Origin of the sequence: Pseudomonas sp. W15Feb9B, assembly GCF_000828175.1 — a bacterium.
GTDB lineage: Bacteria > Pseudomonadota > Gammaproteobacteria > Pseudomonadales > Pseudomonadaceae > Aquipseudomonas > Aquipseudomonas parakoreensis.
Genome location: NZ_JTKF01000041.1, coordinates 25639 through 38463 on the forward strand (window position 1 = coordinate 25639; position 12825 = coordinate 38463).

16 protein-coding genes are annotated in these 12825 nt (G+C 62.2%); 2 read left to right on the plus strand and 14 right to left on the minus strand.

Translation table 11 applies throughout. The features are described 5' to 3' along the window. Window positions 1–25 precede the first annotated feature (25 nt). From ccmI to ccmA, 9 genes are all read right to left on the minus strand, one after another. Window positions 26–1228 (minus strand): c-type cytochrome biogenesis protein CcmI, encoded by a 1203-nt coding sequence (ccmI, locus tag OC71_RS20665; protein WP_041072926.1) that lies wholly within the window; start codon window positions 1226–1228, stop codon window positions 26–28. After that, complete coding sequence (locus OC71_RS20670) at window positions 1225–1695, minus strand: cytochrome c-type biogenesis protein (protein ID WP_041072928.1); 471 nt, start codon at window positions 1693–1695, stop codon at window positions 1225–1227. Before OC71_RS20670 ends, ccmI begins: the two co-directional genes overlap by 4 nt. Beyond that, window positions 1692–2228, minus strand: coding sequence for a DsbE family thiol:disulfide interchange protein (locus OC71_RS20675; RefSeq protein ID WP_041072930.1), 537 nt, complete (start codon window positions 2226–2228; stop codon window positions 1692–1694). Before OC71_RS20675 ends, OC71_RS20670 begins: the two co-directional genes overlap by 4 nt. Continuing rightward, window positions 2225–4213 carry a heme lyase CcmF/NrfE family subunit gene (locus OC71_RS20680; protein WP_041072932.1) on the minus strand — a complete coding sequence of 663 codons (1989 nt, stop codon included), beginning with the start codon at window positions 4211–4213 and terminating at the stop codon, window positions 2225–2227. The genes OC71_RS20675 and OC71_RS20680 overlap by 4 nt, the downstream gene beginning before the upstream one ends. 3 nt (window positions 4214–4216) lie before the next feature. Beyond that, complete coding sequence (gene ccmE / locus OC71_RS20685) at window positions 4217–4672, minus strand: cytochrome c maturation protein CcmE (protein WP_041072935.1); 456 nt, start codon at window positions 4670–4672, stop codon at window positions 4217–4219. Further along, window positions 4669–4845: a heme exporter protein CcmD gene (gene ccmD, locus OC71_RS20690; RefSeq protein WP_003222944.1), complete on the minus strand. Its 177-nt coding sequence runs from the start codon at window positions 4843–4845 to the stop codon at window positions 4669–4671. Before ccmD ends, ccmE begins: the two co-directional genes overlap by 4 nt. After that, window positions 4842–5597: a heme ABC transporter permease gene (locus tag OC71_RS20695; RefSeq protein WP_041072937.1), complete on the minus strand. Its 756-nt coding sequence runs from the start codon at window positions 5595–5597 to the stop codon at window positions 4842–4844. The genes ccmD and OC71_RS20695 overlap by 4 nt, the downstream gene beginning before the upstream one ends. A 77-nt stretch (window positions 5598–5674) precedes the next feature. Beyond that, window positions 5675–6343: a heme exporter protein CcmB gene (gene ccmB, locus OC71_RS20700; protein ID WP_003222942.1), complete on the minus strand. Its 669-nt coding sequence runs from the start codon at window positions 6341–6343 to the stop codon at window positions 5675–5677. After that, window positions 6340–6975: a cytochrome c biogenesis heme-transporting ATPase CcmA gene (gene ccmA, locus OC71_RS20705; RefSeq protein WP_041072939.1), complete on the minus strand. Its 636-nt coding sequence runs from the start codon at window positions 6973–6975 to the stop codon at window positions 6340–6342. Before ccmA ends, ccmB begins: the two co-directional genes overlap by 4 nt. Before the next feature lie 197 nt (window positions 6976–7172). On the opposite strand from ccmA, the gene OC71_RS20710 reads away from it, so the two are divergent. Together OC71_RS20710 and OC71_RS20715 are read left to right on the plus strand one after the other, a co-directional pair. Next, window positions 7173–8753, plus strand: coding sequence for a flagellar hook-length control protein FliK (locus tag OC71_RS20710; RefSeq protein WP_041072941.1), 1581 nt, complete (start codon window positions 7173–7175; stop codon window positions 8751–8753). Continuing rightward, window positions 8750–9079 carry an EscU/YscU/HrcU family type III secretion system export apparatus switch protein gene (locus OC71_RS20715; protein WP_041072943.1) on the plus strand — a complete coding sequence of 110 codons (330 nt, stop codon included), beginning with the start codon at window positions 8750–8752 and terminating at the stop codon, window positions 9077–9079. Before OC71_RS20710 ends, OC71_RS20715 begins: the two co-directional genes overlap by 4 nt. A gap of 92 nt (window positions 9080–9171) precedes the next feature. On the opposite strand, the gene OC71_RS20720 is transcribed toward OC71_RS20715, so the two are convergent. From OC71_RS20720 to motD, 5 genes are all read right to left on the minus strand, one after another. Further along, entirely contained in the window at window positions 9172–9564 is a 393-nt protein-coding gene (locus OC71_RS20720; protein WP_007961680.1) for a DUF2802 domain-containing protein, read from the minus strand. Continuing rightward, window positions 9565–10050, minus strand: coding sequence for a chemotaxis protein CheW (locus OC71_RS20725; RefSeq protein WP_003222936.1), 486 nt, complete (start codon window positions 10048–10050; stop codon window positions 9565–9567). 90 nt (window positions 10051–10140) lie between these two features. Then, window positions 10141–11100, minus strand: a complete 960-nt coding sequence (locus OC71_RS20730) for a CheW domain-containing protein (RefSeq protein WP_041072945.1) — start codon at window positions 11098–11100, stop codon at window positions 10141–10143. A 2-nt stretch (window positions 11101–11102) separates the two neighbouring features. After that, complete coding sequence (locus OC71_RS20735; RefSeq protein WP_003222933.1) at window positions 11103–11891, minus strand: ParA family protein; 789 nt, start codon at window positions 11889–11891, stop codon at window positions 11103–11105. A 43-nt stretch (window positions 11892–11934) separates the two neighbouring features. Next, complete coding sequence (gene motD / locus OC71_RS20740; protein ID WP_003222931.1) at window positions 11935–12825, minus strand: flagellar motor protein MotD; 891 nt, start codon at window positions 12823–12825, stop codon at window positions 11935–11937.

Here is a 12825-nt window from a genome sequence, read left to right on the forward strand (position 1 = left end):
CGGTGCTTTCCTGTGGGTTCCGGGGTTATTGGTCCGGGCTGTCGATGGTCAGTGTTTGCGGCGCGGTGGTGCTGCTGGCCAGCGGGCCGCTGCGACCCACCCACTCCCCGGCGGTCGGTTGACCGGCGCGAGAGATGCGCGCAACCAGTTGGACTTCAGGAAAGTTCGACAGTTTCAACTGCGGCATCATCGCGTCGGCATCGCCCAGTTCGACAGTGACCGGCAGATCGGCCACGGTCAGACGCTTGGCCGCCAACGGTGCCGGTGGGCCGGAAACGGCGCGGGCGAAGATGAACACGCTGTCGCCCGGTTGCACCTTGCCTTTGAGTTCGCTGGCCAGATCGACACGCACCTTGAGCAGTGCGGCAACCTTGGCAGCCGGTGCGGCGGCGACCTTGCCGCCGCTGGCTTCAAGCCGTTCAGTGGCGCGGTTGATGCCGCCCTGCAGGGCTTCGCGGGACTTGTCGTTCTCTGGCAATTGCGCCAGCAGGCGATTCCAATAGTCGATGGCTTGCTGATAACGCTCGCCTTCGAACGCGGCGATGCCGAGCAGACCGAGGCTGGTGACTTCTTTCGGGTCGGCTTTCAGCGCTTCATCGGTCAGGGCCTGGATCTTGTCCGACCACTTTTTACCGTCGGCAAAATACTGCGCCTGTGCCCACTGGCCGAGCAGTTCCGGCTGGCGACCGGCAAGGTTGGCGGCGCGCTCGAACATCTTCGCCGCGTCCGCCGGACGATCTTGGGCCATGTAGGTGCGCCCGAGGAAGTACAGGCCTTCCGCCGAATCCGGTTGCGCCGCAACAGCACGCTCCAGACGCCGGGTCATCTCTTCCATCGACTGCGGTGCCTGGGCGAATTCGCGGGTCAGTTCGACTTTATCGGCAGCACCGAAATGCAGGTACAGACCCAGGCCCAACACCGGCACCAGCACCGCTGCCAACAACGGCAACGGCTTGCCCAGTTTCGACACACGCGGTGCGGCAACGCCCTCGGTATCGGCGAGCAGCTCACGCGCTGCTTCCGCACGACCGCTGTCCATTTGCGCGGCATCGAGTACGCCTTCAGCCTGCTGCGCTTGCAGCTCCGCGACGCGTTCCTGATACAGCGCGACGTTCAGGGCAGTCCGATCCTCTTCACGCTGGGCGCGACGGCCACGCAAAACCGGAATCAGCAGAAAACTCAGGGCGACCAGAAGCAACAGCCCTGCGGCAAGCCAGAAATCAATCATTCTTGGTTTTTATCCAACAGTTGGTCGAGGCGCTGACGTTCTTCGGTGGACAGCGATGACGGGGTTTCGGCGCGCTGACCGCGACGACGGCGCACGATCAGCACAATCACCACCAGACCGCCAAGCAACAGCCCGGCCGGGCCGAACCACAGCAGTGCAGTCTTGGCGTTGAGCGCCGGTTTGTAGCGGACGAAATCACCGTAGCGATCAACCATGAAATCGATGATCTGCTGATTGTCCTTGCCCTCGCCGAGCATGCGGAAAATCTCTTTGCGCAGATCTGCGGCAATCGGTGCGTTGGAGTCGGCGATGTCCTGGTTCTGGCACTTGGGGCAGCGCAGTTCCTTGGTCAACTCGCGGAAACGCTCGCGATCGCCTTCCTTGGCGAACTCGTAGGTGTCAATCGCGGCGTGGGCCACACCGGCCAGACTCAAACCCAAGACCACGGCAGCCATAAAACGCTTCATGGCTTGGCCTCATCGACCAGTGCCTGATATTTGGCTGCGAGTTTTTCGCGCCAGACCTGTTCGTCGATCACCCCGACGTACTTGTCGCGGATGATGCCCTTGGCGTCGATGAAGAAGGTTTCCGGCGCGCCGTACACGCCGAGGTTCAGACCCAGCGAACCTTCGTCGTCACGGATGTCCAGCAGGTACGGGTTGTGGAATTCGGCCAGCCACTTCAACGCATCGGCGTTGGTGTCCTTGTAGTTGATGCCGTAGATCACCACGCCACGCTCGGCCAGTTTGTTCAGTACCGGGTGCTCGACCCGGCAGGAAATGCACCAGGTGCCCCAGACGTTGACCAGTGCCGGTTTGCCGAGGATGTCGGCCTTGGTCAGGGTCTTGTCGCCCTGCACATTCGGCAGGCTGAATTCCGGGAAGGGCTTGTTGATCATCGCCGACGGCAGTTCCGCCGGATCGAGGTACAGACCGCGATAAAGAAACACCGCCACCAGCAGGAAAATCGCCAGGGGTACCAGCATCAACCAACGTCTCATGCAGCCGCTCCTTGCAGGCCGAGGGCTTCACGCACCCGGGCTTTGACCTTGACTCGATAACGCCGATCCAGCGCCGCCAGCAATCCGCCCAGACCGGTCAGCAGACCACCAAACCAGATCCAGCGCACGAACGGTTTGACGTGAACCCGCACCGCCCACGCGCCGTTTTCCAGCGGCTCGCCCAAGGCGACATAGAGATCGCGAGTGAAACCGGCGTCGATCCCGGCCTCGGTCATCATCGAACTCTGCACCGTGTACAGGCGTTTTTCCGGGTGCAGCACGCTGACTTCCTTGCCGTCGCGGATCACCCGGATGGTGCCCTTGTCGGAGGTGAAGTTCGGCCCTTCAAAGTGCTTGGCGCCTTCGAAGACGAAGTGATAACCGGCCAGGTCCATCGACTCGCCCGGCGCCAGACGCAGGTCGCGTTCGGCACTGTTCTGGCTCGACAGCACCACACCGAGGGCGCACACGGCGATGCCCAGGTGCGCGATCTGCATGCCCCAGTAGCTGCGAGTCAGGCTTGGCAGACCTTTGATCAGGCCCTTGTGGCGAGTCTTGTCGAAGATGTCGCGCACACCGGCGAGCAACACCCACGCGGCGAGCAGGAACGTCGCGATCACCGCCCAGTTGAAATCGCCGTAAGCGACACCAGCCACCACGGCCAATGCGACGCTGCCGAGCAGCACCGGGGTCAGCATGTTCGCCAGCCACTTCACCGGGGTGTCTTTCCAGCGCACGATCACGCCGACCGCCATCACCAGCATCAGCAACGCCATCAGCGGGATGAACAGCGCGTTGAAATACGGCGGGCCGACCGAGAGCTTGGCGCCGCTGATCGCATCGAGAATCAGCGGATACAGGGTGCCGAGCAGAATCATCGACGCCGCTACCACCAGCACCAGGTTGTTGCCCAGCAACAGGGTTTCACGCGACCACAGGTTGAAGCCGACCTGGCTCTTGACCACCGGCGCGCGCAACGCAAACAGCGTCAGCGAACCACCGACCACGAACAGCAGGAAGATCAGAATGAACACGCCACGCTCAGGGTCGGAGGCAAACGCGTGCACCGAGGTCAGCACGCCGGAGCGCACGAGGAAGGTACCGAGCAGGCTCAACGAAAATGCAGCAATCGCCAGCAACACCGTCCAGCTCTTGAACACCCCACGTTTTTCCGTGACGGCCAGCGAGTGGATCAACGCGGTGCCGACCAGCCATGGCATGAACGAGGCGTTTTCCACCGGGTCCCAGAACCACCAGCCGCCCCAGCCGAGTTCGTAGTAAGCCCACCACGAACCGAGGGTGATGCCGATGCCGAGAAAGGCCCAGGCGACAATCGTCCACGGCCGCGACCAGCGCGCCCAAGCAGCATCAAGACGACCACCGAGCAGTGCGGCAATGGCGAAGGCGAACGCCACCGAGAAGCCGACGTACCCCATATAAAGCATCGGAGGATGCACGATCAGGCCGATGTCTTGCAGCAGCGGATTGAGGTCACGACCATCCGCCGGAATCTGCGGCAGGATCCGCGAAAACGGGTTGGAGGTGAGGATCAGAAACAGCAGGAAACCGGTGCTGATCATGCCCATCACCGCCAGCACGCGGGCGAGCATGACTTGCGGCAACTGCCGGGAGAACACCGATACGGCGAAGGTCCAGCCACCGAGGATCAACGCCCACAGCAGCAGCGACCCTTCGTGGGCGCCCCATACCGCGCTGAACTTGTAGTACCACGGCAAGGCGCTGTTGGAGTTCATCGCCACGTAACCGACCGAAAAATCGTCGGTCATGAACGCGTAGGTCAGGCAACCGAAGGCAAACAGCAGGAACGCAAACTGGCCCCACGCCGCCGGCTGGGCCAGGCCCATCCACAGACGGTCGCCGCGCCATGCACCGAGCAGCGGCACCACGGCCTGCACCAGCGCGAAACACAGCGCCAGAATCATCGCCAGATGGCCGAGTTCGGGAATAAACAGTGCAGACGTCATCAATCAACCCTCCTTCGCTGGGGTCGGTGCCGATTGACCGCTGTCTTTCAGCGCTTTGGTCACTTCCGGCGGCATGTACTTCTCGTCGTGCTTGGCCAGCACTTCATCGGCCACCACCACGCCGTCGGCGTTGAGTTTGCCCAGGGCGACAATGCCCTGCCCTTCGCGGAACAGATCCGGGAGGATCCCGCGATAGGTGATGGTCACGGCTTTGTTGAAGTCGGTGACAACGAATTTGACGTCCAGCGAGTCCGGCGAACGCTGCAGCGAGCCCTTCTCGACCATGCCGCCGGCGCGGATGCGCGTGTCGTGCGGCGCTTCACCGTTGGCGATCTGGGTCGGCGTGTAAAACAGGTTGATGTTTTCCTGCAGGGCGCTGAGGGCCAGGCCGACGGCAGCGCCGACCCCGACCAGGATCGCCAGAATGAGGGTCAGACGTTTTTTGCGCAGCGGATTCACTTGCCGTTCTCCCGGCGCAGACGACGCGCCTCTTGTTGCAGATAGCGCTTGCGGGCCGCAATCGGTGCGACCACGTTGAGGATCAGCACCGCCAGACAGATGCCGTAGGCCGACCAGACGTACAGGCCGTGGTGGCCCATGGCGAGAAAGTCGCCAAATGAAGCGAAACTCATCGCGCGGCCTCCAGGCTGTTCTGCACTTCTTCTTTGACCCAACTGGCGCGGGCTTCGCGCTTGAGCACTTCAAGGCGCATGCGCAGCAACAGCACGGCACCGAAGAAGCAGTAGAACCCCAGCACCGTCAGCAACAGCGGCAGCCACATTTCAGCGGGCATCGCCGGTTTTTCCGTGAGGGTGAAGGTCGCGCCCTGGTGCAGGGTGTTCCACCACTCCACCGAGTACTTGATGATCGGGATGTTGATCACCCCGACAATCGCCAGTACTGCGCAGGCCTTGGCGGCGCTGTCGCGGTTGCTGATGGCGTTGCCCAGCGCGATCACGCCGAAATACAGGAACAGCAGAATCAGCATCGACGTCAGCCGCGCATCCCAGACCCACCACGAGCCCCAGGTCGGCTTGCCCCAGATCGCGCCGGTGACCAGCGCCACGGCGGTCATCCACGCACCAATCGGCGCCGCGCATTGCAGGGCGACGTCGGCCAGTTTCATTTTCCACACCAGCCCGACCACACCGCACACCGCGAGCATCACGTAGATCGACTGCGCCAGCATCGCCGCCGGCACGTGAATATAGATGATGCGAAAGCTGTTGCCCTGCTGATAATCCGGCGGCGCGAAGGCCAGGCCCCAGACGACGCCGATGCTGATCAGCAGCAACGCTGCGATGCTCAACCACGGCAGGAACTTGCTGCTGATGCCGTAGAACCACTTGGGCGAGCCGAGCTTGTGAAACCAGGTCCAGTTCATACTGTTTCCATCACGGTGCCGCTCATCGATGTGGGCGGTCTCAGGGTCTTTGCTGGTTAAATTTTAACCAGACCTCATTATTCGCCGACGCTGATCTTCAGGCCAGCCGCTATTGCAAAAGGTGTCAGGGTGATCGCCAGGGCGGTCAGGCTACCCAGCCACAGCAGATACCCGGTCGCCGGCATGCCTTGCAAGGCGGCCTGCAAGGCGCCACTGCCAAGGATCAACACCGGGATGTACAACGGCAGAATCAGCAACGCCAGCAACAGGCCGCCGCGTTTCAGACCGACCGTCAGCGCCGCGCCCACCGCGCCGAGCAAGCTCAGCACCGGGGTACCCAGCAGCAAAGACAACAGCAACACTGGCAGGCAGGCAACCGGCAGACCGAGCATCAACGCCAGCAACGGCGAGAGCAGAACCAGTGCGAGTCCCGAGAACAGCCAGTGTGCCAGTACCTTGGCCAGCACCAGCAGGGGCAGCGGGTGCGGCGAAAGGACCCACTGTTCCAGAGAGCCATCTTCGAAATCACTGCGAAACAATCCGTCCAGCGAAAGCAGGACCGACAACAGCGCGGCCACCCAGACTAACCCCGGGGACAGGTTTTGCAAGACTTGAGTTTCCGGGCCGACGGCCAGCGGGAACAATGCGATGACGATGGCGAAGAAAATCAGCGGATTGGCCAGTTCTGCCGGGCGGCGAAACAGCAGGCGGGACTCACGGGCAACCAGCAGGCCGAACACACTCATACTGCCCAGTTCCCCAGATCGATATCGCGATAACCGGCCGGCATCCGGCTCAGCGTGTGGTGGGTGGTCAGCACCACCAGACCGCCGCGTTCACAGTGCCCGGCCAGGTGCTCTTCAAGTTGCGCCACGCCCTGTTTGTCGAGCGCGGTGAACGGCTCGTCGAGAATCCACAGCGGCGGGCTGTCCAGATACAGCCGCGCCAGCGCCACGCGGCGTTGCTGACCGGCGGACAGGGTGTGACAGGGAACATCTTCGAAACCGCGCAATCCTACGGCTGCCAGCGCCTGCCAGATTGCCTCGCGTTCAGCCGGCCGATGCAGGGCGCAGAGCCAGGACAGGTTCTCTTCCGGGGTCAGCAGGTCCTTGATCCCGGCGGCGTGGCCGATCCACAACAGGTTGCGCGCCAGTTCGCTCGGTTGTGCTGTCAAAGGCTGACCGTTGAGCAGCACCTGACCGCTGGTCGGCTGCATCAACCCGGACAACAGGCGCAGCAGGCTGGTCTTGCCGCTGCCGTTGGGGCCGCTGATCTGCACCATATCGCCACTGGCCAGTCTTAATTCGAAATTTTCGAAGAGCAGCCGCAGGTCTCGCTCGCAGGCAAGGGCAACGGTTTGCAGGACAGGACTGGTCAAGGGATCACGGGCCTTATACGGTTCAAGTCGGCTCTGGCGCGGCCGTTAAAGAGATGCAGGATAAATGCAATGACGGTGCGAACCAGAGAGCTGGATCAAACAATTGCTATGTTTTCTGAACGAAGCGCAAGACGCGCGGCATTATACATGGCGTGCCTTACTCCCAAGAGCGCAATTTCCTCAGGTTGTGTCCGCGTATGACAGGCGAAATGAACATCCTCCCGCTTCCGCCCACCACCCCGGCGAACACGCGTCCGCTGGTGATGAGCGGTGAGTTGCTCAAGCTGCTGACCCCGGTCGAAGGCTTGATCGGTGCCGGGCAAAGCGCTCAGGCCGAGGTGTTGTCACTCAAGCAGGCGGATCAGACCTTTCAACTGTTGCTCAAGGTCACCGTCGACGGCGGCCGCCAGACCACCGTGCAAGCCAGCAGCAACCTGCCGTTGCCGACCGGCACCAACCTGGCGGTTACTCAGCCATCGGCGGGCAATCTGGCAATCACCGTGCAGCAGGCCATCGCCAGCAGCGTCGCCGCCCTCACCCGCATCGACACCGCGCAGTTGCCGGTCGGCACACTGCTGCAAGGCAAGGTGCTGACCTCGCAGACACTGCCGCAAGTGCCGGGACAGCCGACGGTGTACCGCTCGCTGGTGAGCCTGCTCAACACCGCACAGAGCGGCGCCACACTGGACATCGACAGCCCGACGCCGCTGCGCATCGGCACCCTGCTTTCGGCACTGGTCGAAGACTCGCAAACCCTCAAGTTCGTGCCGCTGAGCAGCCGTCAGGAGCAATTGGCGGTGAGCCAGCAACTGCTCGGCCAACAGAGTCGCCAAGGCTCGCTGGACGGTTTGCTCAATGCTTTGCAAAACCTGCCGAGCGACGATGATCAGACCTCGCAGGATCTGCGCGCTGCCGTCACGCGCCTGCTCGCCAACCTGCCCGACCTGCAGCAGATGAGCAGCGCCAAAGGCGTGGCCCTGGCCCTGGCCAACAGTGGCGCCTTCCTCGAAGCCAAATTGCTGACCGGACAGAATCCGGCGCTGACCCCGGACATGAAAGCCGATCTGCTCAAACTGATCGCGCAACTGTCCCCGGGTGTGCCGGGCAATGCCAGTTTCAATGCGATCATTGCTGCCAACACCCTGGCGCAAGCGCTGCCGAGTTTCGTGCGCAACGCCCTCGGCACCCTCGGCCAGGTCAGCGCCAAACCCGTGCCGAGCAGTTTCCCGCTGCCCGACCGCCTGCTGCAAAGCCAGGACGGCGAAGGCGATCTGGAACATCTGCTGCGCCTCGCTGCAGCCGCCGTGTCGCGCCTGCAAAGCCATCAGTTGTCGAGTCTGGAACAGACCGGGGTCACCGATGACGGCCGCCTGCTCAGCACCTGGCAGTTGGAAATCCCCATGCGTAACCTGCAGGACATCGTGCCGTTGCAGGTCAAGTTCCAGCGCGAAGAAGCGCCGGAAAGAGAACCGCAACCCAACGAACGCCGCGACGAGCGCGAGCCCAAACAGCAACTGTGGCGCGTCGATATGGCGTTCGATATGGAGCCGTTGGGGCCGATGCAAATTCAGGCGCAGCTGATTGCCGGCAGCCTGTCGAGCCAGCTGTGGGCCGAGCGCCCGTACACCGCCGACCTGATCGAAACCAACCTGTTCGCGCTGCGCCAGCGCCTGCTCGATCGCGGGCTGAACGTCGGTGATCTCGACTGCCACCTCGGCACCCCGCCGCAAGGCAATCAAACCCGTCTCGAACACCGCTGGGTCGACGAAACCGCATGAACGATTCCACTGCTCCACGCCAGGCCATCGCCCTCAAATACGACGGCAACCACGCCCCGACCCTCACCGCCAAGGGCGACGAGGAACTGGCCGAAGAAATCCTGCGCATTGCCCGCGACTGTGAAGTGCCGATCTATGAAAACGCCGAGCTGGTGCGGCTGTTGGCGCGGATGGAGCTGGGCGACAGCATCCCCGAAGAGCTGTACCGCACGATTGCCGAGATCATCGCGTTTGCGTGGAATCTGAAGGGAAAATTCCCCGAGGGACAGGATCCGGATGCGCCGATGGTCGAGAAGGACGTTACCGCGCGCGGGAATGATTATTAAGCCTTGAAAGCAAAAGATCGCAGCCTTCGGCAGCTCCTACAGGGAAGCGCGTTCCAATGTAGGAGCTGCCGCAGGCTGCGATCTTTTGATCTTCAGCTTCTGTGCAACTTGCGCATCAACTCCGCCTCAGCCTGGGTCAAACCGCAGGACTGAGTCAGCTCATCGACGCTCGCGCCCATGCCCACCAGTTTCGCCGCCTGGGCGAACGACAGGCTAGATGGGTCGCGCTGCTCCAGCGCAACTATCTTGTCCGGCAACGGGCCGACGACCGAGCGCAGCTCGTGCAGGGCTTCGCCCATGCGCACGTTGCCGTTCTGATAGTCGTCGACACGCTTGGCCAGGTCTTTGATGCGCTGATCACGCAGCGCGTCGCCCTGGGCCTGTTGCGCCGCGATTACGCGCTGCGCCTTGATGTACGCCAGAAACATTGCCAGCGTGCCTGCCCAGAAGAGGAACAGGACAATGACCGCCACCTCGAGAATCAATCAGATGCTCTCCAGTTCCGACCATTCTTCTTCGCTCATCATCTTGTCCAGCTCGACCAGGATCAGCAACTCGTTGTTCTTGTTGCACACGCCTTGGATGAACTTGGCCGATTCTTCATTGCCGACGTTCGGCGCGGTCTCGATTTCCGACTGACGCAGGTAAACCACTTCGGCCACGCTGTCGACCATGATCCCGACCACTTGCTTGTCGGCTTCGATGATGACGATACGGGTGTTGTCACTGATCTCGCCGCTGTTCAGGCCGAAGCGCTGACGGGTGTCGATCACGGTGACCACATTACCGCGCAGGTTGATGATGCCCAGCACGTAGCTTGGCGCACCCGGTACCGGAGCGATTTCGGTGTACCGCAGGACTTCCTGAACGCGCATCACGTTGATGCCGTAGGTTTCGTTGTCCAGCTTGAAGGTCACCCATTGCAGGATCGGATCTTCAGAACCTTTTGCATTCGTCGCCTGACTACTCATACCCTGACCCCTCGAAAAAACCGCACTGGGCGGTGTGTGTTCTGTGTGGAGGCATTGAAAAATGCCATCGCCTGATTGTTATGTCGGCTGCTATGTCGATTTATGTAGCGGCTTGTGGCCGCCCATGTGCTTTGCCCCGCCGCTGGCGATCAACTCGGCCAGCGCGGCTACATCAAGTAATGCACACATGTGCTCGATCACCGTGCCGGCGAGCCATGGCCGCTGACCCCGGTGACTTCTCCATTTGATTTCATTCGGATCCAGACGCAACGAACGGCTGACCTGATGCACCGCCAGGCCCCATTCGTAACCTTGTACCGAAATCACGTACTGCAGGCCCTGACGGAAGTCATCGCGATAGCGATCCGGCATGACCCAACGCGCCGTGTCCAAGACTTTCAGATTGCCGGCCTGGCTCGGCAGAATCCCGAGGAACCATTCCGGCTGCCCGAACAGCGGCGTCAACTCGTGGCCGGCCAGCGAATAGATTGAGCCCAGGCACACCAGCGGCACCGCCAGCGTCAGCCCGGCAACATCGAACAACAGGCACTCGAACGCTTCGGCAGCCCAGGCCGGACGGCCATTGGTGTCCACCGGAGGTGGCGTGTTGCTTGGCGGCAGGTGAACTTCCACCACCGGCGGCACCAGCGTCTGCTCGACGGGTGCCGGCGCAACTGGCGCAGGTTCGGCCACGACCGGTTCCGGCGCGGTTTTCAGCAATTGGGTTTGCAGCAGCGGTGCGAGTGTCGAAACCGGCGCGCGTGGCGGCTCGGCTTCTTCGATCAACGCCACTGGCGCCTTGGCGATCGGTGCGGCGGCAGGCGCGACAACCGGGGCGGCAGGTTTGGCGGCTTTCGCATCACGCGCCTGCTCTTCCAGTACCGCAGCCTGAAACTCATCCAGCGCCGCAGCACTTTCGGCCACCTCGACCGGCGCCTCGACCGGCATTTCCACTGGCGGCAACTCGTCAGGGATTTCCTGCAGCAAGCTGTCCAGATAGGACTGCAACGCCAGTTGCGGACGCGACGTCAGTTTGATCGGCCGATTCATGCTCAAGCCACCTGCGGAACAAGTTGCTGCGCCAGCAGATGCTTGAGCAACGCGCGGTACGCCAGCACGCCACGACTCTTGCCGTCGAACTGCGAAGGCGTGACCCCGGCCCGGCTGGCATCACGCAGACGGGTATCGACCGGGATGTAACCCTGCCAGATCTCTTCCGGAAACTTGTCGCGCAGCACGCGCAAGGTGCCCAGCGACGCCTGGGTGCGGCGGTCGAACAGGGTCGGCACGATGCTGAACGGCAGCGCCTGTTTGCGCGAGCGGTTGATCATCGCCAAGGTGTTGACCATGCGCTCCAGACCTTTGACGGCCAGGTGCTCGGTCTGCACCGGGATCACCAGTTGCTGGCTCGCGGCCAGGGCGTTGACCATCAACACGCCGAGCAACGGCGGGCTGTCGATGATCGCGTAATCGAAGTCCTGCCACAGCTGCGCCAGACTCTTGGCGATCACCAGGCCCAGACCGCTTTGCCCTGGCGACTGGCGCTCAAGGGTGGCCAGCGCGGTACTGGACGGCAACAGGGAAATGCGTTCGTCGCTGGTCGACAACAGCAACTGCCCGGGCAAGCCTTGCGGCACGCTGCCCTTGTGCAGAAACAGGTCGTAGTTGCTGTGTTCCAGGCTGTCGGGGTCGTAGCCGAAATAGCTGGTCATTGAGCCGTGCGGGTCGAGATCGACCACAACCACGCGCTTGCCCGCCTCCGCCAGCAATCCGGCTAAAGCGATGGAAGATGTGGTTTTACCGACACCACCCTTTTGATTGGCGACTGCCCAGACTCTCATTCGGTTCGTTCCTCCCGGCCGAGATCCTCGACCGAGACATAGCTCAGCGTATTAATGCGGGCGACGGAGAATTGACGGCACTCTCGCGTCCCGGCGTCTTGACCGGGGTCGGTGCAGTTTGTGTGCCAGCACGCTTCAATGCGGCGTCCGGTTGCGCATTGGCGGTCCCGGTACCGGTCAGACTGCGGCGCACATCGAGATTGCGCGACACCACCAGCACCACACGACGGTTTTTCGCCCGACCTTCGGCGGTGGCGTTGTTGGCCACCGGCTGAAACTCGCCGTAACCCACCGAGGCAAGACGCCCGGGGTTCACGCCCTGCATCGCCAGCATCCGTACGATGCTCGCCGAACGCGCCGAGGACAGCTCCCAGTTGGTCGGGTACTGCGCAGTGCGGATCGGCTGATCGTCGGTGAAGCCTTCGACGTGGATCGGGTTGTCGAACGGTTTGAGGATCGCCGCGACCTTGTCGATGATGTTGAAGGCGATGTCGCTCGGCATCGCGTCGCCACTGCCGAACAACAGGCTGGAGTTGAGTTCGATCTCGACCCACAACTCATTGCCGCGCACAGTCATCTGGTTGGAAGCGATCAAGTCGCCGAACGCGGCACTGATGTCATCGGCGATGCTTTTCAGCGGATCGCTGGCCCCGGCGATACCGGCGTCGACCTGCTCGCTGTCCTTGACCAGCGGCTTGGCCGGGGTGACGGTTTTCGGTCGTTCCTCACCGATCGGGATCGGCTTGAGCGAGCGATCGGAGTCAGTGAAAACCCCGATCAGCGCTTCGGAAATGACTTTGTACTTGCCTTCGTTGATCGACGAGATCGAGTACATCACCACGAAGAACGCGAACAGCAGCGTGATGAAATCCGCGTAGGACACGAGCCAGCGCTCGTGATTAACGTGTTCTTCCTGATGCCTGCGGCGAGCCAT

What these genes read in the sequence shown, in the direction of transcription:
- ccmI (WP_041072926.1), bottom strand. Translation starts at nt 1,228, where the DNA reads ATGATTGATTTCTGGCTTGCCGCAGGGCTGTTGCTTCTGGTCGCCCTG.
- OC71_RS20670 (WP_041072928.1), bottom strand. Translation starts at nt 1,695, where the DNA reads ATGAAGCGTTTTATGGCTGCCGTGGTCTTGGGTTTGAGTCTGGCCGGT.
- OC71_RS20675 (WP_041072930.1), bottom strand. Translation starts at nt 2,228, where the DNA reads ATGAGACGTTGGTTGATGCTGGTACCCCTGGCGATTTTCCTGCTGGTG.
- OC71_RS20680 (WP_041072932.1), bottom strand. Translation starts at nt 4,213, where the DNA reads ATGACGTCTGCACTGTTTATTCCCGAACTCGGCCATCTGGCGATGATT.
- ccmD (WP_003222944.1), bottom strand. Translation starts at nt 4,845, where the DNA reads ATGAGTTTCGCTTCATTTGGCGACTTTCTCGCCATGGGCCACCACGGC.
- OC71_RS20695 (WP_041072937.1), bottom strand. Translation starts at nt 5,597, where the DNA reads ATGAACTGGACCTGGTTTCACAAGCTCGGCTCGCCCAAGTGGTTCTAC.
- ccmB (WP_003222942.1), bottom strand. Translation starts at nt 6,343, where the DNA reads ATGAGTGTGTTCGGCCTGCTGGTTGCCCGTGAGTCCCGCCTGCTGTTT.
- OC71_RS20710 (WP_041072941.1), top strand. Translation starts at nt 7,173, where the DNA reads ATGACAGGCGAAATGAACATCCTCCCGCTTCCGCCCACCACCCCGGCG.
- OC71_RS20715 (WP_041072943.1), top strand. Translation starts at nt 8,750, where the DNA reads ATGAACGATTCCACTGCTCCACGCCAGGCCATCGCCCTCAAATACGAC.
- OC71_RS20725 (WP_003222936.1), bottom strand. Translation starts at nt 10,050, where the DNA reads ATGAGTAGTCAGGCGACGAATGCAAAAGGTTCTGAAGATCCGATCCTG.
- OC71_RS20730 (WP_041072945.1), bottom strand. Translation starts at nt 11,100, where the DNA reads ATGAATCGGCCGATCAAACTGACGTCGCGTCCGCAACTGGCGTTGCAG.
- OC71_RS20735 (WP_003222933.1), bottom strand. Translation starts at nt 11,891, where the DNA reads ATGAGAGTCTGGGCAGTCGCCAATCAAAAGGGTGGTGTCGGTAAAACC.
- motD (WP_003222931.1), bottom strand. Translation starts at nt 12,825, where the DNA reads ATGGCTCGCCGCAGGCATCAGGAAGAACACGTTAATCACGAGCGCTGG.